Raw genomic sequence first — 23,044 nt, 5'->3', positions numbered from 1 at the left:
CCCTGGGGCGTGAGCTCGACCTCGAGCTCTCCGTGCAGGTACTGCCGCTCGAACTCCTTGTTCTCCCCGACGTAGCTGGCGACCATGCGCCGGATCCGCTTGTCCTTGAGCAGGATCCCGAGGCCCCAGTCATCGACGCCGCAGTTGTTCGAGATCGCCTCGAGCTGGTCGACGCCGGCGTCGTGAATGGCCTGGATCAGCACGCTCGGGATCCCGCAGAGGCCGAACCCGCCGACCGCCATCGACGCGCCGCTGGCGATGCCCTCGATGGCCTCCTGGGCAGTGGTGACGACTTTGTCCATGGGCCGGACACTACCGCTCGTCGGTGGCGCCGCGGGGGTGGCCCCGCCCCACAAGGCCGCCGGATCAGTGGCACACGGACACGTATGCGCCGCCTGGCCTTCGTCGTGTCAGTGGTATGCCCGACCGCACCGTCCAGAGCGGGGAAGGTCGCCCCTCGTGAGGTGCCCTTCCCGGCCGACGCCAGGCGGGCGGCACACACAAAGGCAGGAAACGACATCAGTGTCATTTTGAGTGGCCCGAGAATTACAAGTTTGTAGTTATCGGGACGGACTTGTTAATTCTGTGACAAGAGTGCATAAATGAGGCGGACGATCACGTTTGGGGAAAGCAGGGGACATGGTGACGCGACGGCGACGACTCGGGGCGGTGCTCGTCATTCCGACGCTCGGCATCCCCCTCACTGCCGCCCGAGCGGACGCCTACACGCCGCCATCCCCGCCGACGAAGCAGCTGCCCTCGGCCCTCGACGTCGCGGTGCCGTACCAGGGCCAGACCCTCTGCGACCCCGTGGCCCGTACGGGCGTCCTCGCGTTCGCCCAGCTGATGACCTCGCACTACGGGATGGGCAACACCGGACTCATCGAGCGCACCTGCGGCAGCGACGTCTCGGAGCACTACGACGGCCGAGCGTGGGACTGGATGCTCAACGTCAACAACGTGCAGCAGGAGGCCGTTGCCCAGTCGGTCCTGAACTGGCTGACCGGGCCTGACGCCCAAGGCCGTCCCGGCGGCATGGCGCGGCGCTTCGGGATCATGTACATCATCCACAACAAGAAGATCTGGCGTTCGTACGACACCGGCCGGGCGGACGCGCCATACGGTTGGGGACCGTACTCCGGCGCCTCTCCGCACACTGACCACATCCACTTCAGCTTCACCTACGACGGGGCGGCCAAGCGCACGTCGTGGTGGACGGGCGTCGCGACGACCTCATACCTGACCTCTCTCCCCCCGGCCACGCCCTCGGGGACGGTGACGCTCCCCGCTCCCACGGCCCCATACCTCACGCTGAGCTACGACACAACCTCCGACGCGGTCAGCCGGCTGCAGACGGCGCTCGGCGGCCTGCCGGTCACGGGGTGGTACGGGCCCCAGACGACGGCCCGGGTCAAGGCCTACCAGACCTTCATCGGCGTGCCCGTCACCGGAACCGCCGACGTGCGGACCCAGGAGCGGCTCTTCTCCTACGGCTGGAGCGCGGCCGCGCGCCTGCCTCGGCCGCACACGCCGAGCCCGCAGTCAGCCCAGCCGGTCGCCCCGAAGGCGGCGGCAGCCCCCCAGCTCGCGGCTCCGAAGTCGATGGCCGTTCCGCCGCCCGCGGCTCCGAAGTCGATGGCCGTTCCGCCGCCCGCGGCTCCCAAGTCGATGGCTGTCGAGCCGCCCGCGGCTCCGAAGCCGACAGCCACTCGGACGCCGGCGCCGGAGACGACGTACTCGACGTTGAAGTACGGCATGACCTCGGAGTCGGTCCGCCGACTGCAGGCGGCACTCGGAAATCTCCCCACGACGGCCTGGTACGGCCCGATGACGACCGCCCGGGTCAAGGCGTTCCAGAAGTTCGCCGGCCTGCCCGTCACGGGCGTCGCAGACGCCGCCACCCAACGGCGGCTCTTCGGGGCCGGCTGGGCGACCAAGGGGGCGGCGCAGAGCTACCCCACGCTCCGCTACGGCATGACATCCGAGTCCGTGCGGAAGCTGCAGGCAGCGCTGGGTGCGCTGCCGACAACGGCGTGGTTCGGCACCATGACGGAGGCCAGGGTGAAGCAGTACCAGAAGTTCGTCGGGCTCAAGATCACCGGCGTCGCAGATGCACAGACCCAGCAGGCCCTCTTCACGAAGGGCTGGAGCACGGCCGCGGCCGTCGCCTACATGGAGCCCGAGGTGCCGGACGTGCCGGCCTCCCGGGCGTTCGCGGTCCTCCGGACCCCGACCATGACCCCGGCCGTCGCGACCGTCTCGACGACGACGGCGTACACGCCATACAAGGACGTCGTGCTCGCCCTGGGAGCCCGCGGGGCGGCGGTGCGGTTCCTCCAGCGCGCGCTCGGGGGCCTCGCCGTCGACGGGGTCTTCGGGACCATGACCCAGCGGGCGGTGACGGCGCTCCAGGTCGCCGAGGTGATGGCGGCGACGGGCGTCGTGACCCCTGAGGTCTGGGACGTGCTCGAGCAGCGCGACTTCCCCTTCGCCGCGAACCGCGCCACCGTCCTCCGTCCGGGGGACACCGGTCCAGCGGTGGCAGAGGTCCAGCGCGTGCTCGGGGTGCCGGTCACCGGCACGTATGACGCTGCCACCCGCGACGCCGTGAAGGCGGCCCAGGCGCGGGGAGGCCTTGCGAGCACGGGGGTGGTCGCCTCGCGGACGTGGTCCCTCTTCGACCGGCTCTCGGCCTGACCTCTCGCACGGCGCTCACACACTCAGGGGGCGCACAGGCGGCCCACTGAAAAGCTCCAGCACGGTCACAGCCGGAAGCAGGACGCTGGGTAGCGTCAGCGGTCCCTTTAAAAGAGGTCCCCATGGAGCTCACTGATCCCGGCGTGGTCGTCATCATCGCGGTCATCGCGCTGGCGATGTTCGTCTTCGTCGTCCTGGGTCGTCCACGTCCGCGGCACCGGCCGCTGCGTCTCGTCACCCGCACGGTCCAGGTGCTGCTGCTCAACGCCCTCGTCGTCCTGCTCTCCTTCACGGTGCTCAACGACCAGTACGTCTTCTATGCAACCTGGGCGGACCTGTTCGGGTCCACGGCCCCGGAGGTGCAGACCCACCACGGCGGCTCGATCCAGCAGGCACTGCGCGCCCGGACGCGAGGACCGGGGCTCCAGGCAGTGGGACCCGGGGCAAGCGGGCAGTACGCCCTACCCCAACCCGGAGCGCGGCTGCAGTCCTACCAGGTGCAGGACCCGACATCCGGGAGGGTCGGGCAGGTGCTGGTCTACCTTCCGCTCGGCTACCAGCCCAACGCGTCGAAGCGCTATCCGGTCGTCGTCGGCCTGCACGGCTATCCCGGGGAACCGCAGAGCTGGGTCAACGGGAACTTCCTGGCTGTCGCGGACCAGCTGACCGCCGAGCACCGTCTCGCCCCCACGATCTTCGTGATCCCCCTGATCGACCTGCCGGCCAACGTCGACACGGAGTGCGTCAATGGGCCCCCCGGTTACCCCCAGGCCGAGACCTGGCTCAGCCGGGTGGTGCCGCAGTGGGCGGTCCAGCACCTGCGGGTCCAGACCGGCCGCACCTCATGGGCGACCATGGGTCTCTCCTACGGCGGCTGGTGCTCCGCGATGCTGACCATGCGCCATCCCGACGTCTTCGGGGCTGGCATCGTCATGGAGGGCTACTTCAAACCCGACTTCGGGGTCCACTACAAGCCCCTCACCGCGACCCAGCTGGGGCCGTACGACCTCACCCGACTCGCGGCCAGCGCGCCCCCGCCGGTCGCGCTGTGGGTGTTCGCCTCGCGGCAGGACCACCTGGCCTACCCGACAACCTCGCGGTTCCTCCTCGCAGCGAAACCACCGCTGTCGATCACCTCGGTCATCGTCCCCGAGGGCGGGCACCGTCCCGCCGTGTTCGAGCCGTACAGCGGCAAGGCGCTGGCCTGGCTCGCCCAGACGCTGCCCGGGTTCCGGCCCTGACCGGGGAGTGATCCGACCGCACGGCCGACTGGGTCAGTTCTACGGTCGGTGGTCCGCGGTCACGCCTTCGGCGGCGGCCCGCGCGGCGGCATCAGGAGGCGTCCCGCGTGACAGGACGACCGAACCGTCGGCGGTCCACGCCGCCAGCACCGCCGGGAGCACCTCCGGTAGGGCACCGGCGACGGCCACGCGGGGACGCTCGCCCCAGGCGCGCTCCGGGGCGACGAGGTTGCCATACGTGGTCGAGAGCCCGTCGCCGACCAGTGCCAGGTCACCTGCCTCCGGAGCGGCGAGCGGTGCGAAGACGTCGCCGTGGGTCGACAGCTCCCGCGCCTCGTCCACCGCCCCGGGCGCGAGGCCGGCACCCGGGTGGGACCGAGCCAGCGCGGCCAGGGCGACGAGCACTACGTCGCCGCCGTGTGACGCCGCCCTCTCCGGGTCGTCCGTGACGAGCACGTCCGCCTCGCGGGCCTCCTCGCCGGTCACGACCGTCGCCCCGACTGCCCACGTCGCCATGGCCCAGTACAGCGATCGCCAGTGAGCGGGCAGGTCGAGGCCGACGGTGGTCCCGGGCTCGGCGGCGACGTCGTCCTGCAGGAGGTTGCCGGCCTTGGCGACCCAGTTCGCTAGGACCCGGGCAGACAGCTCGATGCGTTCGCCGTGCGTCGGTCCGGGCTCGTCGTCGTACCAGGTCAGCCGGGGCCGCCCCGGGTCGGCCGCCACCATCCGGTCCAAGATCTCGAGGGGGGTGAGCACGGCCCGAGCCTACGGCCGTCGGCGGTCACTGGTGGATGTTGGTCCCCGCGGGCGGCGTCGTGAGCGGCTGGTCGTCCTTGAGTGCCCGGAAGAGCGCCTTGGCCTGATCGGTGTTCCACTTGACGGCCACACCCGCGTTGCGGGTGGGCAGCGACATGGTCTCGATCGGGACAGTGAGGGAGAGCCCCTCGTCGTTGCTGACGCTGCGCATCGCCTGCAGGATGCGGACCGCGTCCATCATGCCTGTGCCCTCGCCCACGTTGATTCCAGAGGCAACGCCATCCGCGAATCCCTTGTAACGCCAGGGGATGAGGACGGTAGCCGGTGTCGCCGCCTTCTTCATCACGGCCGCCAGGAACTGGCGCTGCCGGTTCGCCCGGCCGATGTCACCGAGCGGGTCCTCGTAGCGGCTCCGCACGTAGCCGAGCGCGTCCTTGCCGCCGAGGACCTGGCAGCCCTTCTTGAGGTCGATGCCCGCCTTCTTGTCCTTCATGTTGCGCGGGACGCAGATGTTGACGCCGTCGAGGGCGTCGACCATGTTGGCGAACCCACCGAGCCCGATCTCGAGGTAGCCGTCCACATGGATGCCCGTCACCTGCTCGACGGTCTGGGTCAGCAGCTTCGCGCCGCCGAACGAGAAGGCGGCGTTGATCTTGTTGCTGCCGTAGCCGGGGATCGGCACGTAGGAGTCGCGAGGGATCGAGACCAGGACCGGCTTGCCCCCGCTCTCGGAGACGTGCACAAGCATGATCGTGTCGGTGCGCTTGCCCTCGGCGTTGCCGGTCGCGTACTCCTTGCGCTGTGCCTTCGTCAGCCCCTCGCGGCTGTCCGAGCCGACCAACAGGTAGTTGTAGCCGGTCGTGTCCGTCGGCCGCGAGCCGCCCGGGATGTTGTCGACGCGGGCGACGTTGTTCCACGCGTTGAAGGGCACCCAGACCATGAACGCGAGCCAGGCGAGGATGAGGAGCACCGCGACGAGCAGGATGGCGCGGCCCTTGCGCACGCGCCTGCGCCTGGGCGGCCCAGGGGGAGGGGTATGGCCCTCACCGGGCCCGCCGTCGCCGGCGAGCCGTCGCTCCGCACGAGGACGTTGCCGCCGCGTGTCGACGACGTAGGTGTCGTCGTCGGCGTTGCTCGTCGACCTCTCGTCCCGCACCTCCCCGGCCCGTGAGGCGCCGCCCGGCTGGCGCTGCCGCGATCGCCGGGTGTCGACGACATACGCGTCGTCCTCCCAGGCGTCCTGCTCAGGGCGGTGCGGGTCGCTCGGCATCAAAGGGTCTCCGGGTCGGTCACTGGAGGGGGACTCGGCCGGTCGAGAGTATCGGGCACATCCACGCCGTCGGGACCGCCACGCCCACGACGGGGCCGGCTCGCGGGGAGCGGAGCCTCGTCGAGAGCCATGCGGCGGGCGAGCCGGGTGTATCGGATCTCCATGGCACGGAAGCGCTTGAAGGTCGTCACGACGAAACCGAAGAAGGCGACGACGAGGGCGTAGAGAATGAGGTCCGCACCGCGCCCGACGCCGAGGAACCGGGCCAGCCTGGTCCAGGTCTGGCTGGGGTCGATGATCGAATAGACGGCGAGCGCGGCGAGGACGACGAGACCGAGGCGCCGCAGGGCCTGTGCCCTCTGCCCGTAGGAGATGAGCAGGCGCCAGGCGATGGCGAGCGTCAGGACGATGAGGACGACCTGGATGCCGAACTGTCTCATCGCCAGATCAGCTCCGCCAGGATGTTGACCGCGTTCCAGAGCGACTGGCCCTTGGACTTGGAGTAATCGGTGTAGAGGATGTGGACCGGCTCCTCTGCGTAGCGGACGGTCCGGCCGGCGAGGTTCATCGACCCGATCTGGGCGACGATCTCAGAGGCGTGGGCCATCCGGTTCTGGGTGATGTTGATGCGTTCGACGACCGGGCGGCTGAGGGCTCGCAGGCCGTTGTGGGCGTCGGTGAGCTCGGTGCTCGTCGTCAGGTTCGTCCACGCAACGGCGGCCCGGAGCACGATGCGCTTGAGCGCGCCGGCCTCGTTCCGGTCGTCGAGGAAGCGCGAGCCGAACACGACGTCCACATCGCCCTGACGGATCCGTCCGAGCATCGCCTCGACGTCGCTCACCTGGTGCTGACCGTCCGCATCGAAGGTGACGACATAGCGCATCGAGGGGTCCTGCAGCGCATACTCGAAGCCGGTCTGGAGTGCGGCGCCCTGGCCAAGGTTTACCGGGTGTCGCACGACGACCGCCCCCGCTGCCTCGGCGCGGCCGGCCGACTCGTCGCGCGACCCATCGTCGACGCACACGATGTTGGGGAAGGTCGTGACAGCCGCGCTCACCACGTCGCCGATCACCTCGGCCTCGTTGTAGAGCGGCACCACGAGCCACACGTCGTCCATGTTCATCAGGGGTAAGCCTAGAGCGACCAGGCAAGCGGACCGTGCGTGCAGGCCGTGACAGGCAGGGCAAAGGCCGGATCGGCACTAGAGTCGGGGATCATGACGAGCGGGCGCGGATGCGACATCGGTGAGGGCTCGGCCTCATGACCCGAGGGCCGATCGTCACCGCGATACGTGTCGCGGTCGCGGTCCTCACGCTCGGCGCGGTCGTGTACGCGGTGGTGACGAACTGGGCGGACGTGTCGGTCCACCTCGGCCAGATCTCGGCAGGCACCTTCCTCCTCTCGACCCTCGCGGCGCTCGTCGGCACGTGGCTGACGATGCTGGGCTGGAGGGTCCTGCTCGCCGACCTCGGCTCGCCGCTGCATCTCGCCCCGGCGAGCGGCGTCTACTTCGTGGGCATGCTCGGCAAGTACCTTCCCGGGTCGCTCTGGTCGGTTCTCGTGCAGGCCGACATCGCGAGCAGCCTGAGGGTGCCGAGGCGCCGCACGGCCGTCGCGGCCCTGCTCGCCCTCGGCTTCTCGCTGCTGACCGGAGTCGCCGTAGGGCTGCCGGCCGCGTCATACCTCATCCGCCGTCAGGCGGACGGCTTCGACTGGTGGACCCTGTTCGCCCTGCCGGTGGTCGTCGTCCTCCTCGTACCGCGGATCCTCAACCGTCTGATCGGGGCGGCGCTGCGGCTGCTGCGCCGGGAACCGCTGGAGCACGACCTCTCCGGGCGGGCGGTGCTGAGCGCCGTTCTGCTCTTCGGCCTCGTCTGGGCCACCTTCGGCCTGCACACCCTGCTCCTCGCGCGCGCGGTGGCAGGTCCCGACGTCCACCCGCACCTGGGCGTGGCGACCATGACCGGGTATGCCCTCTCCGTCTCGCTCGGCATGCTGACCGTGATCCTGCCGGCCGGGCTCGGAGCCCGCGAGGGCCTGCTCACGCTGATCCTCGCGACCGCGATCCCGTTGTCGGCAGCCGGGACGGTGGCCATCGTCTCGCGGTTCATCGTGACGATCGTCGATGTCGCGTGCGCGCTGTTCGGGTGGCTCTACGCCCGGCGCCACCACCTGCTCGTCGACCGACGAGCGGAAGGGCTCGCGCCGCGGGCGTGAGGGGTCAGATCTCCTCGAGGACGAAGACGGGGATCAGCCGGTCGGTCTTCTCCTGGTAGCTCGCGTAGGGAGGGAACGCGTCCACTGATCGCGTCCACCACTCGTCCCGTTCGGTGCCGCTCACCTCGCGGACGTGATAGCGCATCGACATGTCGCCGTCCTGGAGCGTCACCTCGGGGTGGGCCCGGAGGTTGTGCACCCAGAGCGGGTGCTTGGGGCTCCCGCCCTGGCTTCCCACCAGCGCGTATCGGCCCGCATGCTCGACCCGCATGAGGGGAACCTTGCGCAGAGCGCCGGAACGGGCGCCCTGCATGGAGACGACCACGATCGGCCGGCCCTGCATGAGCACACCGTCGGTCGTCCCGGCTTGCTCGACCTGGTCGACCTGCTCCCTGACGAAGGAGCGCGGGCTGGGGACGTAGTTAGCGGGATTCATGACAGGGGCAACAAGGCCCACGGTGGCCCCATTCCACGGCACAGGCGACGACGGGGGAGACTGGCCCCATGACAGCTGGCCGGGTCCGCGTGTGGCGCGCCGATCGGCCCATCAACCTGCAGGCGCAGCTGATGCCGTTCCGTCGAGGATCCGGCGACCCGACGTCGTGGAGCGGAGGAGCGGCCGGCTTCGCCAGGGCAGCGCAGACGCCGGACGGTGCCGGCACGATCCATCTCGTATGCCGCTCGCCGGAGTCCGTGGTCGAGGCGCGCGCGTGGGGGCCCGGCGCCGGGTGGCTGCTCGACTCGGTGCCCGACCTGCTCGGTGCGGCGGACGACCCGAGCGGTTTCCGCCCCTGCCATCCGCCGGTCCGGGATGCGTGGCGGCGGTTCGCGCACTGGCGCGTGCCCCGCTCGCGGCTCGTGCTCGACGCGCTCGTGCCGGCGATCATCGAACAGAAGGTCACCGGGCACGAGGCGTTCGCCGGCTACCGGCGGCTCGTCCGGCGCTTCGGCGAACCGGCTCCGGGCCCCTTCGGTGACCGCCTCTTCGCACCGCCGACGGGCCGGGGCTGGGCCACCATCCCGTCCTGGGAGTTCCTTCGCGCCTCGGTCGACCCGGCGCGGTCCCGGGCGGTCGTGGGCGCCGCGAAGGTTGCTGGGCGCCTGGAGGAGGTGGTCGACCTGCCACCTCTCGAGGCACGGCGGCGGCTGGTGACGGTGCCGGGAGTCGGGGTGTGGACGGCCGCGGAGGCGGCCCAGCGCGCCCTCGGGGACGCGGACGCCGTGAGCTTCGGGGACTTCCATGTGGCCAAGGACATCGGCTGGGCGCTGCTCGGGCGGCCCGTCCATGACGAGGCGCTCGCCGAGCTGCTCGAGCCCTACCGGGGCCACCGGTTCCGCGTACAGCAGCTGCTCGAGCTCGTAGGCCACCACCGGCCCCGGCGGGGTCCCCGGATGGCGCCCCGTGGCCATCTACCGGTCGGGGCGGCCGGCCGCGGTTGACCGGCAGGGGGTTTTGGTTGGCCCCGGCCCGCGGTTGACCCGCAGGCTGCGCTCATGCGGTTGGCGGTTTACTGCGGTTGACCGGCCGGCGCTGGGCTCATCAGGCCCGAGGTCTCGGTCCCGAGAGCCGGGCTGGGGCACGCGCTGTCGACTCCGAGCCCGCCCTTGGGGGAGTGGGCGTCGCGACCTGGACCGCTGTGGCAATGCCCTCGGCCACCAGGACGCCCCGGCCGGGTGCCCGCACGGACTGGGGCTCCACCCGAGCGTGCAGCAGGTCGCCGTCGGTGGGGCCGCTCGGACAGAGGATCACCCCAGTGCCCGCCCTGCCGACCTCCGGCACGAGTCCGCGGAACGCGGTGGCGCCGCGCCGGGTGTCGAGAGCCGCCGCGACCAGCCCACCCGAGTGCTCGACGAGCCGCGTCGCCTCGATCACGGCGGTCTCCATCGGTGTGCCGTCGAGGCAGTCGCAGTCGTCGACGAGCATCGCGAGATCGCCGTGCTGCCGGCGGAGGGCGATGAACCGGTCGCATTCATCGGGGCGGAGGAGGTGAAGGCCCGAGCGGGGCGGCAGCCCGGTGAGCGGCGAGCGACGCGGGGCGATGGCGGCCACTTCGTGCCCCGCCGCGAGCAGCTGGGTCATCAGCGTCTGGAGCAGCGTGGACTTGCCGGTTCGGGGCCGTCCCAGGACGAGCATCCTTCTCTCGTCCCTCGTGAGATCGAAGCCGACCGGGACGTGGTCGTCGCCGCCGACACCGACCACGAGACGCCCCGGCGTCGTGGGCAACTGTTCGATGGAGACGCGTTCGGGGAGCGGCAGCAAACGCCAGGGTAGGTCGCTGGCCGGAGAAGGGCCGTGCCGGCGTTCCACTGCATCGGCGACGTCGCGCGCCAGCGCGGCATGGTCCGCTCCTCGGTCGTCACCCGGCAGACTGAACTGGACCTCTGCCTCGTCGTGGACGTCGAGCGCCCGTCCAGGCGGCCGGCGCCGGCTCGCGACGGCGGGGCTGATGCCGGCGAGGGTCAGGTCGATGGGGTCGGGCATGTCGAGCAGGAGACGACACTGGAGGAGGCTGCCGAGCCGGCCGGAGGCGACCGCGCGGCCACCGGTCACGATGACGACGATCCCTCTCGAGAGTCCGTCGCGGACCAGTGCCAGGAGTCGCTCGCAGGTGTCCCCCTGGTCGAGCTCCTCGAGGGCGCCGGTGATCGTCTCCCAGCCGTCGATGAGCAGGACGGTGAGCCGCTCCGGGTGGGGCTGCATCTCCGTGAGCCGGCGGACCGCACGCCGGAGTCGCTGGGCGTCGTCGATCCCGGTGATCGACCCGCACTGCGGCAGGGGTGCCAGGCAGTCGAGGGAGCCGGGATTGCCCTGAAGCGCGTGCAGGTGCAGCGCGGCCGGCGTGAACCGCTCGGCTAGCCGGAGCGCGACGGTCACGACTGATGTCGTCCGGCCGCTGCGCGCACCACCGCCGATGCCGAGGTGGCCGTCACGAGCGGGATCCCACGTGAGCACGGTCTGCCGCTGCTCGGAAGGGCGGTCAACCAGTCCTATGGGCACGCCCGGGTCCATCGGCGAGTCGGGATGGAGCCGGTCGTCGGACGCGGCCAGGAGACCGGGCAGGGGCGGGAGCCAGGGCGACGGAGGCCGGCTCCGGCCCGCCAGGCGGGTTGCCTCCGTCAAGGTTGCGGCGACGCGCCGCAGTGTGGTGTCGCCGGAGGGGTGGGGCTCGTCCGTGCTGGACTCGGGGAGCGGCTCGAGCCAGTGGCGCCACTGGACCGCATGGACGAGCGGCGGGAGGCGGCGTGCACCGTTCCGTGCTGCTGAGGGGACACCTCCGGCGTGGGCCACCTGGACGGGTACGAGGCGGCGCGAGCCGGTCCGCAGGTAGGCCCGACCCGGCAACCGGTCGGGGATGCGCGCCGCGTCCGGTGCCTCGATGACATCGTCGCTGTCCGCCCGGTCGCGGACTCGAAGGGCGATCCGCAGGGAGATGTTCGCCCTCATGTCCGCGGAGATGATGCCGGCCGGGCGCTGGGTCGCCAGGACGAGATGGACCCCGAGCGACCGTCCGACGGCGGCGAGCCGGACCAGCCCCCCGATGAAGTCGGGCAGGTCCTCCGCCAGCACCTTGAACTCGTCGACGACGAGAACGAGGCGTGCCAAGGGCTCGTGGCTGTCACCGACCGCACGCCGGTAGTCGTCGAAGCTCTTGGCCCCTACATTGGCGAGGAGCCGCTCACGTCGCTTCAGCTCGGCGCCGAGGGAGGTGAGCGCCCGTGCTGTGAGGTGCTCATCGAGGTCGGTCACGATCCCGAGGACGTGTGGCAGGTCGGCGCAGTCCCGGAAGGCCGATCCACCCTTGTAGTCGACCAAGACGAAGGTGAGCTCGTGCGGCGGCAGGTGCACGGCCAGGCTCGCCACCAGGGTCTGAAGCAGCTCGGACTTGCCGGCGCCCGTCGTGCCGCCGACCAACACGTGGGGACCGTCCCGGACGAGGTCGACGAGCACGGCGCCGTCGTCGCCCGCCCCGAGGACGGCGATCGGGCGACGACCCGTCCCGGCCCAGGACCACGCGATGTCGCCGGCGTCCAGCGGGTCACCACACGTACCGCCGAGCCGGTGCGCCTCGACGAAGTCGATCCGGTCGGGGAGGGCGGGACCTTCCTCGAGCGGGGTCGCGTCCTCAAGTGGGGCGAGCGCCCGCGCGACACCCTCGGCCCAGGTTCGGCCGGGGAGATCCGGGACGAAGGTCGCGGAGGTTCCATCCGACAGGTCGAGACGTGCTTCAGCTCGCTGGGCTGCACCGAGGACGACTCGGGCCGTCGACTCGACGGGCAGCCGAGTCACGTCCCGGTCGAGACAGATGAAGTGGATCCGGGCGCCCGGGCCGTCCCTCAGCAGTTCCGCGACCCCGGGAACCCGTCGTATTCGCTCGGCCCCGTCGAGGACGACGACGAGGTCCGGCCGGGCCTCGGCAGGTGCCGCGGACTCCTTTCGGCAGGCCAGGAGATGCGCCAGCTCCGATACGCGGCGGGGCACCGAGCCGTCGTGGCCCAGGTCGCCGATCGCCGCCAGGCTGGTAGAGGTGAGCGGCGCGAGGTGGGGGAGAAGAGTAGTCCACCCCCACGCGTCGCCCCCGACCGAGTCGGTGGTGAGGACGACGAGGCGCACATCGCGGGGCGAGTGCCACGCGCACAGCTGGGTGATGAGACCGCGGGCCATAGCGAGGCAGCGATCTCTGGGCCCCGTGAGCCCGAGGACACCGACCTCGGTCAGGCGCACGACGACGGTACGTCGAGCGAGGGGAGCTCGGGACGGTCGGCCGGGTCGCCTGCCACTCTTGTCCGGGGTTCTCGTGCGCCCACGCCCAGACGCAGAGCCAGGTGGTCCCGGTCAACCGGGCGACGTTCCCAGAGCCGGGCGTCGAGGGCGCCGACGACCGCGGCCACCAACGCGAGGTCCGGAGCCTCCGCATGGCGCTCGGTGTGCTCGCGCTCCAGGGCGACCCGGAGCGCGCTCTCGGCCCGCTGCAACTCACGGGCGTGCTCGATGAGCCGACGACGGTGAGAGACACGGCCCTGCCTGCGATCGCTCCACCACTGCCCCAGAAGCATCCCCGGCGTGAGCAGGGCGAACAGCATCATGACGGGGGAGCGCAGGACGACCGACAGCAGCGCCGAGAGCAGCATCGGCACGAGGGCAGCGATCATGGGGAGCCGGTTGCGCTCCGGCTTGGCCGGTCGCCGGGGGAACTCGATCTCGGAGATGGACGGCTGGGTCATGAACCGCGGTGGCCGGTGGACATGGCGGATGCCCTCACTCACTGTCGATGCGCCGGGCACCATCGGCACGACTCGGTGCGTGAGCGTCGTCGACCCGACCCGCAGGCGGCTGCCCGGCAGGAATGGTCTCGGCTCGCAGCCGACGGGCACGGCGTCCATGCTCGAGCCGTTCGTGGGGGAGAGGTCACGCGCGGCGACGCCGGTCGAGCTGACGGACAGTTCGAGGTGGTGACGCGAGACCGTGCCGTCCTCGAGCCGGACGGCGCAGCCGCCGCTCCTCCCCACGACGTGGAGGCCGCGCCCGAGCCGGACCACGCCACCCGCCCCCGGCCCACCGACCACCTCGAGTCGGACGACCGCCTCCGTGGGGAGCGGCATACCTGGGGTGCTGGGTCGGGCGAGCGTGAGGACGGCTCCACGCAGCAGAGGCGGCTCGCCGAGGAGCAGCGACGGCTCGAGCAACCGCCCCTCTGCCCGGAAGCCGAGGTGCTCGTCCGTGCAGCCGATACATCGGCGCAGGTCGTCGGCGACGTCGCCGAGTGTGGTGCGCGCATCAGTCTCCAGGAGAACGTCCTGGCAGCGGGGCCCGTCCCCTTGGGGGTCGACGACAGTCACCAGCAGGCGCACGGGCGCTCCTTCCTCTCCTGCAGACATCGCAGCAGACTTCATTCGCAGCAGCTTGTCGTTTTCCACACCCTGATGCGCGTGCTGAGTCCCAAATGAGCCTTGTCCACAGGGTTGGCGGCTGCTCGGTGCTTCTGCGTCACATTGGCGCTAGTTTCGACGCGCGCCTCCCGCCGTTCCGGGGCAGGATGGCGTCCGGCAGCGTTTTCGCAGGGGGGTCCCATGTCGACATACGAAGCCGTCGCCCAGATCGAGGGGGACGTCCGTGAACTGATACGCAGGTCGGGCATCGACCCCGGACGGGACCACGTCGAGATCCGTCAGCTCGTCGTCGAGGCCGTCCAGGAGTACGACGAGCGGTCCCTCCACGGCGGCCTGCCGGTCCTCGGTGACCCGGGCGACGCGGTGCGCTCCATCCTCTCGGTCGTCGCCGGCTACGGCCCGCTGCAGCAGTACTTCGACGACCCGACCGTCGAGGAGATCTGGATCAACGAACCCTCGCGTGTGTTCGTGGCCAGGGGTGGGACCGCGGAGCTGACGCCCACCATCCTCACGGCCGACGACGTCCGCGACCTCGTCGAGCGGATGCTGAAGAGCAGTGGCCGCAGGGTCGACCTTTCGTCACCCTTCGTCGACGCAACCCTCTCGGACGGGTCCCGGCTGCACGTCGTCATCCCGGACATCAGCCGGGAGCACTGGCAGGTCAACATCCGCAAGTTCGTCGTCAAGGCGGACCACCTCGATGACCTCGTTCGCCTCGGCACCCTGACCAAGCCGGCAGCCACCTTCCTCGAGGCGGCCGTGGCGAGCGGGCTCAACATCCTCGTCGCCGGCGGTACGCAGGCGGGCAAGACGACCCTGCTCAACTGCCTCTCCGCTGCGATCCCACCCCGGGACCGTGTCGTGACCTGCGAGGAGGTCTTCGAGCTGCGCATCCCGCTCCGCGACGTGGCCGCCATGCAGTGCCGCCAGCCGAGTCTGGAGGGTACCGGTGAGGTGCCGCTGCGCCGCCTGGTCAAGGAGGCCCTGCGCATGCGGCCCTCCCGCATCATCGTCGGCGAGGTGCGTCAGGAGGAGAGCCTCGACCTGCTCATCGCCCTCAACAGCGGCGTGCCGGGGATGTGCACCATCCACGCGAACAGCGCTCGCGAGGCCGTGACGAAGATGTGCACATTGCCCCTCCTCGCCGGTGACAACGTGTCGAGCCGGTTCGTCGTGCCGACGGTCGCGGCCTCCGTCGACATCGTCATCCATGTGGCGCTCGAGCGGGACGGGAGCCGACGCGTCCGGGAGATCGTCGCTGTGCCCGGTCGCGCCGAGGGCGATGTCATCGAGACCGCGGACCTGTTCGTGACCCGCGGTGACCGGCTGGAGCGTGCCGACGGCTTCCCGCCGCACCGGGCGGCGTTCGAGCGGGCGGGCTATGACCTCGCCTCCCTCCTCGTCCACGGAGACCGCTGATGTCTCCGCTCGCCGTGGGCATCGTCTTCGGTCTCGGTGTCTTCTGCATCTACTGGTCCTTCTGGCCGAAGGAGGAGCGGCCCCCGCGGGCGCGCGACGGCGGCTTCCTCGCCGACCTGCGCGACCACCTGACGCAGGCCGGCTATCCGTCCGTGACTCCGGGCAACCTCGTCGTCGGCTCGCTCGTCCTGTTCGTCCTCGTATTCCTCGGCGTCATGCTCTTCGTGGGCGTTGTCCCGATCGCCCTCTGCTTCGCGCTGATGGCCGGGCTTGCGCCGGTCACCCTGGTCCGGTCCCGTGCCCGGGCCCGCCGCAGCAAGCTGCGCGACCTGTGGCCGGACGCGGTCGACAACATCACGTCCGGGATCCGCGCCGGGCTCGCTCTCCCGGAGGCGCTGGCCCAGCTGGCCCTCCGCGGTCCCGAGGAGCTGCGCCCCGCCTTCGCCGCGTTCGCCGAGGACTACCGCACGACCGGACGCTTCCATGACTGCCTCGACCGGCTGAAGGACCGGCTTCGTGATCCAGTCGCGGACCGACTCGTCGAGTCCCTCCGCATCGCCCGTGAGGTCGGTGGCAGCGAGCTCGGCACCCTCTTGCGCACCCTCTCGTCCTTCCTGCGTGAGGACGCGCGCACACGCTCCGAGCTCGAGACGAGACAGAGCTGGACGGTCGGAGCCGCCCGGCTCGCCGTCGCGGCGCCCTGGGTCGTCCTGGGCATGCTGGCCATGCGAGGCCAGTCCCTCGCCGCCTACTCACGTCCCGTGGGCTGGGTCATCCTCATCATCGGTGCCGGAGTCTGCTTCGTGGCCTACCGGATCATGGTCTGGATCGGCCGCCTGCCAGAAGAAGAGCGGGTCCTCCGATGACCAGAGCTGTGGACGTTCTCGACCTGCTGCCGGGCTCCGGCTGGTCCTGGGCCGGCGCCACCGTGGGGGTCCTCGGCCTCGCCGGTCTCGCCCTCGTCATCGCGGGGCTGCCCGTCATGCGACGGGCGAGCCTCGACGACCGTCTCGAGCCGTATCTGCGGGACACCGTCCGACCATCGCGGCTGCTCGCCACCCCCGCCACGGTGCCGACGTTCTTCGGTCTGGGCACGCTCGTGGCCCCCTACGTCAAACGGCTCGGCGGCCGTGTCGACGGCATCCTCGGAGGATCTGCGACCGTCGTCCGGCGCCAGCTGCGCTCGGGACAGGCTCCCGACCTCGAAGGCTTCCGTGCGGAGCAGGTCCTCTGGGGCTTCGGCGGCGCTGGCCTCGCCGTCCTCGCCACAGGCCTGATGGCTGCCTCCAAGGGACGCCTCTCGGTCGGGCTGCTCGTGCTGCTCGTGTTCGTGGGGGCCGTCTCGGGGGTCGTCGCTCGCGATGTCCAGCTGTCCAGGGTGGCGCGGCGGCGGGAGCGGCGGATGCTCAGCGAGTTCCCCACCGTCGCGGAGCTGCTCGCGCTCGCCGTCAGTGCCGGTGAGGGAGCGACCGGTGCTCTCGAGCGGGTCTGTCGCCTCTCCGAGGGGGAGCTCTCCGACGAGCTGCGGCGATGCCTCGCGGACGCGCGGGCCGGCGCCAACCTGCCCGCGGCCCTCGAGGGGCTGGCCCGGCGGACCGGTCTGCTGAGCCTCAGCCGCTTCGTGGACGGCATCGTCGTGGCGGTCGAGCGAGGCACCCCCTTGGCAGAGGTCCTCCGGGCCCAGGCCCAGGACGTCCGCGAGGAGGGCCGGCGCGCACTCATGGAGGAGGGGGCGCGCAAGGAGATCGCAATGATGGTCCCCGTCGTGTTCCTCATCCTGCCGGTGACGATCCTCTTCGCCCTCTATCCGGGCGCTGCCTTCCTCAACTTCTCCCTTTGACCATGACACCGGCGACCCGCCACGCACTGATAGGAGCACCACGATGGAGAAGCTCATCCGCGCGAGGGACCGATACCGCCGCGAGGTGCTGACGTCCGTCGTCAGCCGCCTCGGCGGCGCACGCGACCGCGGCGATGTCCCGGGTTGGGTCCTCATCACCCTGATGACGGCCGGCATCGTCACGGTGCTCTGGGGCTTCGCCGGCGACCGGCTGCTGGAGCTGTTCAGCGACGCCATCGGCAACGTCAGCGGCCCCGGCCGCTGACGACGCCCCGTCAGCGAGGAACGCGGTGCACCGGCACCTGAGGCAACCACGCGATCAGGGCTCGGCGGTGGCCGAGTTCGTCATGGTGGCAGGGCTGTTGCTCTTCGTGGCCATGGGCGTCTTCCAGCTCGGGCTCGCCCTGTATGTCCGCAACAGCCTCATCTCCGCCGCGTCGGAGGGGGCCCGGGTCGCGGCCCGGGCCGACTCCAGCCCAGATGCCGGCGTCGACCGGACGATCCAGCTCATCACCACCGGCCTGAGCGCAAGCTTCGCCCGCGACGTCACCGCCGTGGAGCGGACCTCGGGAGGGATCCGCGTCGTCGAGGTCGTCGTGCGGGCTCCCTTGCCGGTCATCGGTCCGGTCGGTCCCTCCGGATGGCTCGCGGTGAGTGGCCGTGCCTTCAGCGAGCGCCAGATCGGGACCGGCGACTCATGAGGTGGCCGGCGTTTCACGCACTCTGGGACCGCCGCGAGGACGGCCGGGCAGTCGTCGAGTTCATCGTCCTCGGGATCGGACTACTGCTGCCGCTGCTCTACCTCGTCCTGACGGCCGCGCGCATCCAGGCAGGCGCGTTCAGCGCGTCACTCGCCGGGCGGGAGGCGGGCCGCACCTTCGTCACCGCGACCACCGATGAGGAGGCCGAGAGCCGCGCCAGAGCGGCGGCCTCCCTGGCGTTCAGCGACTTCGCCTTCGACCGGGGGACACGCCTCGAGCTGCGGTGTGACGGCAGCCCCTGCCTGCGTCCGGGAGGCGAAGTCACGGCCACGGCCTTCATCACGGTCCAGCTCCCGTTCGTGCCGGACTTCATCGCCGAGCACGTCCCCTCCTCGGTGACGGTGTCCTCGACCCACGTGTCCGCGGTGGACACCTATGTGGCTCGGTGAGCGAGGCGGCATGGCACAGCAGACACGTCGGCGCGGAGCGAGGCTCTGGCGAGTGGCCAACCCGGACGGGCGCCGGGACACTGGCCAGATCGGCCTGCTCATCCTCGGGTTGTTCTCGATCGTGGCCCTGCTCGTCGTCGGGGCCATCGACGTGACCGCCGCCCAGCTCGCCCGGATGAGGATCCTCGATGCCGCCGACGCCATCGCCCTCGACGCGGCCGACTCGCTCGAGGAGGCGAGCGCCTACGGCCACGGTGTGCAGGACGCGGTCGCGCTCTCGGACGCCTCGGTGTTGGCGGCGGCCTCCGACCACCTGTCGCGCACGCCGCTTCCCACTGGCCTGATCCGTTGGACCCTGGTCGACGGGACCGGAACCCCGGACGGCCGCACCGCGGTCGTGAGATTGCAGGGGCAGGCGCAGCTGCCGATCACCGGTGGAATCCTCGGTGCCCTCGGGGGGAGCGTCACGATCACCGTGGAGTCCCGGGCCAGGGCGCCGCTTCAGTGACGGCGCGCCCTGCTCGGCGCCGTTTCTCCGGGCGCAGGCGGCCAGTGACGGCGTAGCCTGCGAAACGAGCCCCGGGCGGCCCGGGGTCCGACGCGAAGGAGCGCGACGTGCCCGTCTCGGCAGAGGTCCTCACCGCCCACCAGCGCCGCGTCGAGGCGCTCCGCCGCTCCTATCGGGCGATCCCCGCCGGCCGGCCCGTCCGCCTCGCCAAGCGGACCTCCAACCTCTTCAGGCCGCGCGCCGCGCCGTCCACGCCGGGACTCGACGTCACCCAGCTCAGCCATGTCCTCGCGGTGGACCCCATCGCGCTCACCGCCGAGGTCGAGGGGATGACCACCTACGAGGACCTCGTGGACGCCACCCTCGCCGTCGGCTGCATGCCCCTCGTCGTGCCGCAGCTTCGGACGATCACCATCGGCGGGGCCGTCAGCGGCCTCGGCATCGAGGCGTCGTCCTTCCGCAACGGCCTGCCGCACGAGTCGGTCCTCGAGATGGACGTGCTGACCGGCGCCGGCGAGGTCGTGACCGCCTGCCCCGACGGGCCCAACGCCGACCTGTTCGAAGCCTTCCCCAACTCCTACGGCAGCCTCGGCTACGCCACGAGGCTCGTGATCCAGCTCGAACGGGTCCACGCCTACGTCCGGCTGCGCCACGTCCCCTTCACCCAGCTGAGCGGCATACAGGACGCGATCGGCGAGATCGTCAGGTCACGGACCTTTGAGGGCGAGGACGTCGACTTCATCGACGGCGTCGTGTTCAGTGCCGACGAGGCCTACCTCACCCTCGGGACCTGGGCCGACTCCGCGCCCTACACCAGCAGCTATACCGGTCAGCAGGTCTACTACCGCTCCCTCCGCCTGCGGTCCGAGGACTACCTCACGACCAAGGACTACCTCTGGCGTTGGGACACCGACTGGTTCTGGTGCTCGCGCGCCTTCGGTGTCCAGCGCCCGCTGATCCGACGGCTCTGGCCCGACTCTCTCAAGCGCAGCGACGTCTACTGGAAGATCATCCGGTTCGAGAACCAGCACCACTGGTGGGCGCGCCTACAGCAGCGCCGCGGCGAGCCCTCGCAGGAGCGGGTCGTCCAGGACGTCGAGATCCCGCTCGAACGCACCGCGGACTTCTTGCACTGGTTCCTCGACACGGTCCCGATCGACCCAGTCTGGTTGTGCCCGTTGGTTCTTCGCGACACCGGCACCGGACAGAGGCGATGGCCGCTCTACCCGCTCGAACCCGGGAAGACCTATGTCAACGTCGGCTTCTGGTCCACGGCGCCGATCCTCCCGGGCCGCGAGGACGGTGACGTCAACCGGGCCATCGAGGCCGAGGTCGCCGCGCTCGGGGGCCACAAGTCGCTCTACTCGGATGCCTACTATGACGAACAGACCTTCTGGGGGTTGTACGGGGGCGAGGCCTATCGAACGGCCAAGCGGGTACACGACCCGGAGGGGCGACTCCCGGACCTCTATGCGAAGGCGGTGCGACGCGTATGACGATGACGATCGGTGAGGTGGTCGACCGCCTCTTCCCGGCAGGGCTGCTGCTTCGGGTCGAGGCGTATGACGGGTCGGTCGGCGGGGACCGGGCGGCCCCGGTCACGCTACGGATCCTCAACGAACGCGGACTCCGCTACCTCGTCACCGCCCCCGGGGAGCTCGGCCTCGTCCGGGCCTACGTCATGGGCGACCTGGAGGTCGACCCCATCGACCCCGGCGACCCCTACGAGGTCCTCGTTCGGACGATGGACAAGATCCCGAATCCCAGCCTGCGGGCGGCAGAGGTGCCCGAGATCCTCCGCGGCCTCGGCCGATCCGCCTTCCGTCGTCCGCCCCTGCCGCCGCAGGAGGTGCCGAGCCGGCTGCACCGCCTCGCCTCGGGCCTCGTCCACGGGCGCAAGCGCGACGCCGAGGCGATCTCGCACCACTACGACGTGTCGAACCGGTTCTACGAGATGGTCCTCGGCCCGTCGATGGCCTACACGTGCGCCATCTATCCGGGTGAGGACGCGACCCTCGAGCAGGCCCAGGAGCACAAGCACGACCTCGTGTGCCGCAAGCTGGGCCTGAAGCCCGGGATGCGGCTGCTCGACGTCGGGTGTGGCTGGGGCGGCATGGTCCTGCACGCCGTCCGGCACTACGCCGTCGACGCCCTCGCCGTGACGCTGACGAAGCAGCAGGCGCTCTGGGCGCAGAAGGCGATCTCCGACGCGGGCCTGTCCCACGCCGCCGAGGTGCGGTTCATGGACTACCGGGACGTCACCGAGACCGGCTTCGACGCCATCAGCTCGATCGGCCTCACCGAGCACATCGGCGTGGGCAACTACCCGTCCTACTTCCGCACCCTGCACGACAAGCTCAAGCCGGGCGGTCGGCTGCTCAACCACTGCATCACCCGTCCGGACAACCAGCACAACGGTGCCCTCAAGGCCAGCGGGCTGCGCGGCTCGTTCATCGACCGCTACATCTTCCCCGACGGCGAGCTCGCCGGATCCGGCACGATCGTGTCGGTCATGGAGGACACCGGCTTCGAGGTGCAGCACCACGAGAGCTTCCGCCAGCACTACGCCAGGACGTGCCGCGCCTGGGCTCGCAACCTCTCCGCCAACTGGGAGGCCGCGGTCGCCGAGGTCGGCGCGGCCAAGGCGAAGATCTGGGGCCTCTACCTCAGCGGGAGCTCGCACGGCTTCGAGACCAACGTCGTGCAGCTGCACCAGGTGCTGGGCTCCAAGCTCGACGCCAACCTCGACGCCCACTACCCGCTCCGGCACACCTTCGGCGTCTGACCCGGCCGCCTGCCGACCGCGCCCGCCGCGGGAGCGGGCGGACCGTCATACTCCTGCGCTGCCGTAGGCTGTCATGTCGTGGCTGTCGACTTCTCGCAAGAACTCAAGGACCTCCGCGCGACGATGGACTCCGTGCGCGGCGTCACCGATCTGGACGCGCTGAAAGCACGGATCGCCGACCTCGAGAAGCAGGCCTCCGCACCGGACCTCTGGGACGACCCCGACCGCGCGCAGCAGGTGACGAGCGCGCTCTCCCGGGCCAACTCGGAGCGGGACCGGGTCGTCGGCATGGACAGCCGCGTCGACGACCTCGAGGTCCTCGTCGAGCTCGCCCAGGAGGAGCACGACGCCTCGACCCTCGACGAAGCCGAGCGGGAGCTGCTTTCCCTCAAGAAGGACGTCAGCGAGCTCGAGGTGCGCACCCTGCTGTCCGGCGAGTACGACGAGCGCGAGGCCGTGGTGACGATCCGCGCCGGCGCCGGCGGTGTCGACGCGGCGGACTTCGCGGAGATGCTGCTCCGGATGTACCTGCGCTGGGCCGAGCGCCACGGCTACCCGACCAAGGTCATGGACACCTCCTACGCCGAGGAGGCGGGCCTGAAGTCCGTCACCTTCGAGGTCAACGTCCCCTACGCCTACGGCCACCTCGCCGTCGAAGGCGGCACCCACCGGCTCGTGCGGATCAGCCCGTTCGACAACCAGGGTCGGCGCCAGACCAGCTTCGCCGCCGTCGAGGTCATCCCCCTCATCGAGAGCGACGACTCGATCGACATCCCCGAGAACGAGATCAAGGTCGACGTCTTCCGCTCGAGCGGCCCCGGTGGCCAAAGCGTCAACACGACCGACTCGGCCGTGCGGATGACCCACATCCCGACCGGCATCGTCGTCTCGATGCAGAACGAGAAGTCGCAGATCCAGAACCGCGCCGCCGCCCTGCGCGTCCTCCAGTCGCGCCTGCTCCTCATGCGCAAGGCCGAGGAGGCCGCCGCCAAGAAGGAGCTGGCCGGCGACGTCAAGGCCAGCTGGGGTGACCAGATGCGCTCCTACGTCCTGAACCCGTACCAGATGGTCAAGGACCTGCGCACGAACCACGAGACCGGCAACCCGTCCGCCGTGTTCGACGGCGACATCGACGACTTCATCGAGGCCGGCATCCGCTGGACCGTGGAGCAGCGGAAGAAGGACACCGCCGCGGCGAGCGCCTGAGCGGCGTTCGAGGAGCGGCCGGTCGGTGCTCATGGCGCGGCTGAGCGGCGCGCCACGCCGGTCACA

22 protein-coding genes are annotated in these 23,044 nt (G+C 70.7%); 14 read left to right on the top strand and 8 right to left on the bottom strand.

The genetic code is table 11. The features are described 5' to 3' along the window. Positions 1–302 (bottom strand): CoA transferase subunit A (locus ACTHJJ_RS01385; RefSeq protein ID WP_440301149.1); only part of this gene is annotated, 302 nt, incomplete at its 3' end. 337 nt (positions 303–639) lie between these two features. Between ACTHJJ_RS01385 and ACTHJJ_RS01380 the strand changes: the two genes are divergently transcribed. Both ACTHJJ_RS01380 and ACTHJJ_RS01375 read left to right on the top strand, forming a co-directional pair. After that, positions 640–2,697, top strand: a complete 2,058-nt coding sequence (locus ACTHJJ_RS01380; RefSeq protein ID WP_440301148.1) for a peptidoglycan-binding protein — start codon at positions 640–642, stop codon at positions 2,695–2,697. Positions 2,698–2,819: 122 nt separating this feature from the next. Beyond that, positions 2,820–3,938 (top strand): alpha/beta hydrolase, encoded by a 1,119-nt coding sequence (locus ACTHJJ_RS01375; protein WP_440301147.1) that lies wholly within the window; start codon positions 2,820–2,822, stop codon positions 3,936–3,938. A 39-nt stretch (positions 3,939–3,977) separates the two neighbouring features. Here ACTHJJ_RS01375 and ACTHJJ_RS01370 read toward each other — a convergent pair whose 3' ends face one another. Genes ACTHJJ_RS01370 through ACTHJJ_RS01355 form a run of 4 tightly spaced genes read right to left on the bottom strand, consistent with a single transcriptional unit; the run spans position 3,978 to position 7,081 of the window. Then, positions 3,978–4,694, bottom strand: coding sequence for a TIGR03089 family protein (locus ACTHJJ_RS01370; protein ID WP_440301146.1), 717 nt, complete (start codon positions 4,692–4,694; stop codon positions 3,978–3,980). 25 nt (positions 4,695–4,719) lie between these two features. Continuing rightward, positions 4,720–5,964 (bottom strand): LCP family protein, encoded by a 1,245-nt coding sequence (locus ACTHJJ_RS01365; protein WP_440301145.1) that lies wholly within the window; start codon positions 5,962–5,964, stop codon positions 4,720–4,722. After that, positions 5,964–6,404 (bottom strand): DUF2304 domain-containing protein, encoded by a 441-nt coding sequence (locus ACTHJJ_RS01360; RefSeq protein WP_440301144.1) that lies wholly within the window; start codon positions 6,402–6,404, stop codon positions 5,964–5,966. The genes ACTHJJ_RS01365 and ACTHJJ_RS01360 overlap by 1 nt, the downstream gene beginning before the upstream one ends. Next, positions 6,401–7,081 (bottom strand): glycosyltransferase family 2 protein, encoded by a 681-nt coding sequence (locus ACTHJJ_RS01355; protein WP_440301151.1) that lies wholly within the window; start codon positions 7,079–7,081, stop codon positions 6,401–6,403. The genes ACTHJJ_RS01360 and ACTHJJ_RS01355 overlap by 4 nt, the downstream gene beginning before the upstream one ends. 143 nt (positions 7,082–7,224) lie before the next feature. Between ACTHJJ_RS01355 and ACTHJJ_RS01350 the strand changes: the two genes are divergently transcribed. Next, positions 7,225–8,181 carry a lysylphosphatidylglycerol synthase domain-containing protein gene (locus tag ACTHJJ_RS01350; protein ID WP_440301143.1) on the top strand — a complete coding sequence of 319 codons (957 nt, stop codon included), beginning with the start codon at positions 7,225–7,227 and terminating at the stop codon, positions 8,179–8,181. A gap of 4 nt (positions 8,182–8,185) precedes the next feature. Here ACTHJJ_RS01350 and ACTHJJ_RS01345 read toward each other — a convergent pair whose 3' ends face one another. Next, a complete protein-coding gene (locus ACTHJJ_RS01345; protein ID WP_440301142.1) occupies positions 8,186–8,617 on the bottom strand; it encodes a nitroreductase family deazaflavin-dependent oxidoreductase in 432 nt (143 codons plus the stop codon). Between the two features lie 68 nt (positions 8,618–8,685). Here ACTHJJ_RS01345 and ACTHJJ_RS01340 point away from each other — a divergent pair, with 68 nt between their 5' ends. Next, the gene (locus ACTHJJ_RS01340; protein WP_440301141.1) at positions 8,686–9,621 is read left to right on the top strand and encodes a DNA-3-methyladenine glycosylase family protein; all 936 of its coding nucleotides are present in this window, start codon (positions 8,686–8,688) and stop codon (positions 9,619–9,621) included. Positions 9,622–9,721: 100 nt separating this feature from the next. Here the strand turns inward: ACTHJJ_RS01340 and ACTHJJ_RS01335 are convergent, their stop codons facing one another. Beyond that, entirely contained in the window at positions 9,722–12,904 is a 3,183-nt protein-coding gene (locus ACTHJJ_RS01335) for an FtsK/SpoIIIE domain-containing protein (protein ID WP_440301140.1), read from the bottom strand. Next, positions 12,895–14,031, bottom strand: a complete 1,137-nt coding sequence (locus ACTHJJ_RS01330) for an FHA domain-containing protein (RefSeq protein WP_440301139.1) — start codon at positions 14,029–14,031, stop codon at positions 12,895–12,897. The genes ACTHJJ_RS01335 and ACTHJJ_RS01330 overlap by 10 nt, the downstream gene beginning before the upstream one ends. 219 nt (positions 14,032–14,250) lie before the next feature. Here ACTHJJ_RS01330 and ACTHJJ_RS01325 point away from each other — a divergent pair, with 219 nt between their 5' ends. The 10 genes from ACTHJJ_RS01325 to prfB all read left to right on the top strand — a co-directional run bounded on the left by ACTHJJ_RS01325 (position 14,251) and on the right by prfB (position 22,978). After that, the gene (locus ACTHJJ_RS01325; RefSeq protein ID WP_440301138.1) at positions 14,251–15,489 is read left to right on the top strand and encodes a CpaF family protein; all 1,239 of its coding nucleotides are present in this window, start codon (positions 14,251–14,253) and stop codon (positions 15,487–15,489) included. Continuing rightward, positions 15,489–16,355, top strand: coding sequence for a type II secretion system F family protein (locus ACTHJJ_RS01320; protein WP_440301137.1), 867 nt, complete (start codon positions 15,489–15,491; stop codon positions 16,353–16,355). Before ACTHJJ_RS01325 ends, ACTHJJ_RS01320 begins: the two co-directional genes overlap by 1 nt. Next, entirely contained in the window at positions 16,352–17,329 is a 978-nt protein-coding gene (locus tag ACTHJJ_RS01315) for a type II secretion system F family protein (protein WP_440301136.1), read from the top strand. The genes ACTHJJ_RS01320 and ACTHJJ_RS01315 overlap by 4 nt, the downstream gene beginning before the upstream one ends. 43 nt (positions 17,330–17,372) lie before the next feature. Further along, positions 17,373–17,594, top strand: coding sequence for a hypothetical protein (locus ACTHJJ_RS01310; protein ID WP_440301135.1), 222 nt, complete (start codon positions 17,373–17,375; stop codon positions 17,592–17,594). Positions 17,595–17,661: 67 nt separating this feature from the next. Next, positions 17,662–18,030 carry a TadE family protein gene (locus ACTHJJ_RS01305; protein WP_440301134.1) on the top strand — a complete coding sequence of 123 codons (369 nt, stop codon included), beginning with the start codon at positions 17,662–17,664 and terminating at the stop codon, positions 18,028–18,030. Continuing rightward, complete coding sequence (locus ACTHJJ_RS01300) at positions 18,027–18,479, top strand: pilus assembly protein (protein WP_440301133.1); 453 nt, start codon at positions 18,027–18,029, stop codon at positions 18,477–18,479. The genes ACTHJJ_RS01305 and ACTHJJ_RS01300 overlap by 4 nt, the downstream gene beginning before the upstream one ends. Positions 18,480–18,489: 10 nt before the next feature. Continuing rightward, entirely contained in the window at positions 18,490–18,987 is a 498-nt protein-coding gene (locus tag ACTHJJ_RS01295) for a pilus assembly protein TadG-related protein (RefSeq protein ID WP_440301132.1), read from the top strand. A 107-nt stretch (positions 18,988–19,094) separates the two neighbouring features. Continuing rightward, positions 19,095–20,483 carry an FAD-binding oxidoreductase gene (locus ACTHJJ_RS01290; protein WP_440301131.1) on the top strand — a complete coding sequence of 463 codons (1,389 nt, stop codon included), beginning with the start codon at positions 19,095–19,097 and terminating at the stop codon, positions 20,481–20,483. Beyond that, entirely contained in the window at positions 20,480–21,772 is a 1,293-nt protein-coding gene (locus ACTHJJ_RS01285) for a class I SAM-dependent methyltransferase (protein ID WP_440301130.1), read from the top strand. Before ACTHJJ_RS01290 ends, ACTHJJ_RS01285 begins: the two co-directional genes overlap by 4 nt. 78 nt (positions 21,773–21,850) lie before the next feature. Beyond that, positions 21,851–22,978, top strand: a complete 1,128-nt coding sequence (gene prfB, locus ACTHJJ_RS01280; protein ID WP_440301129.1) for a peptide chain release factor 2 — start codon at positions 21,851–21,853, stop codon at positions 22,976–22,978. Positions 22,979–23,044: the final 66 nt, after the last annotated feature.

The organism is Intrasporangium sp. (assembly GCF_051961875.1).
Taxonomy (GTDB): Bacteria; Actinomycetota; Actinomycetes; order Actinomycetales; family Dermatophilaceae; genus Intrasporangium_A.
The sequence above is the reverse complement of the archived record's forward strand: the minus strand, read 5'-3'. Positions and strand labels throughout refer to the sequence as shown.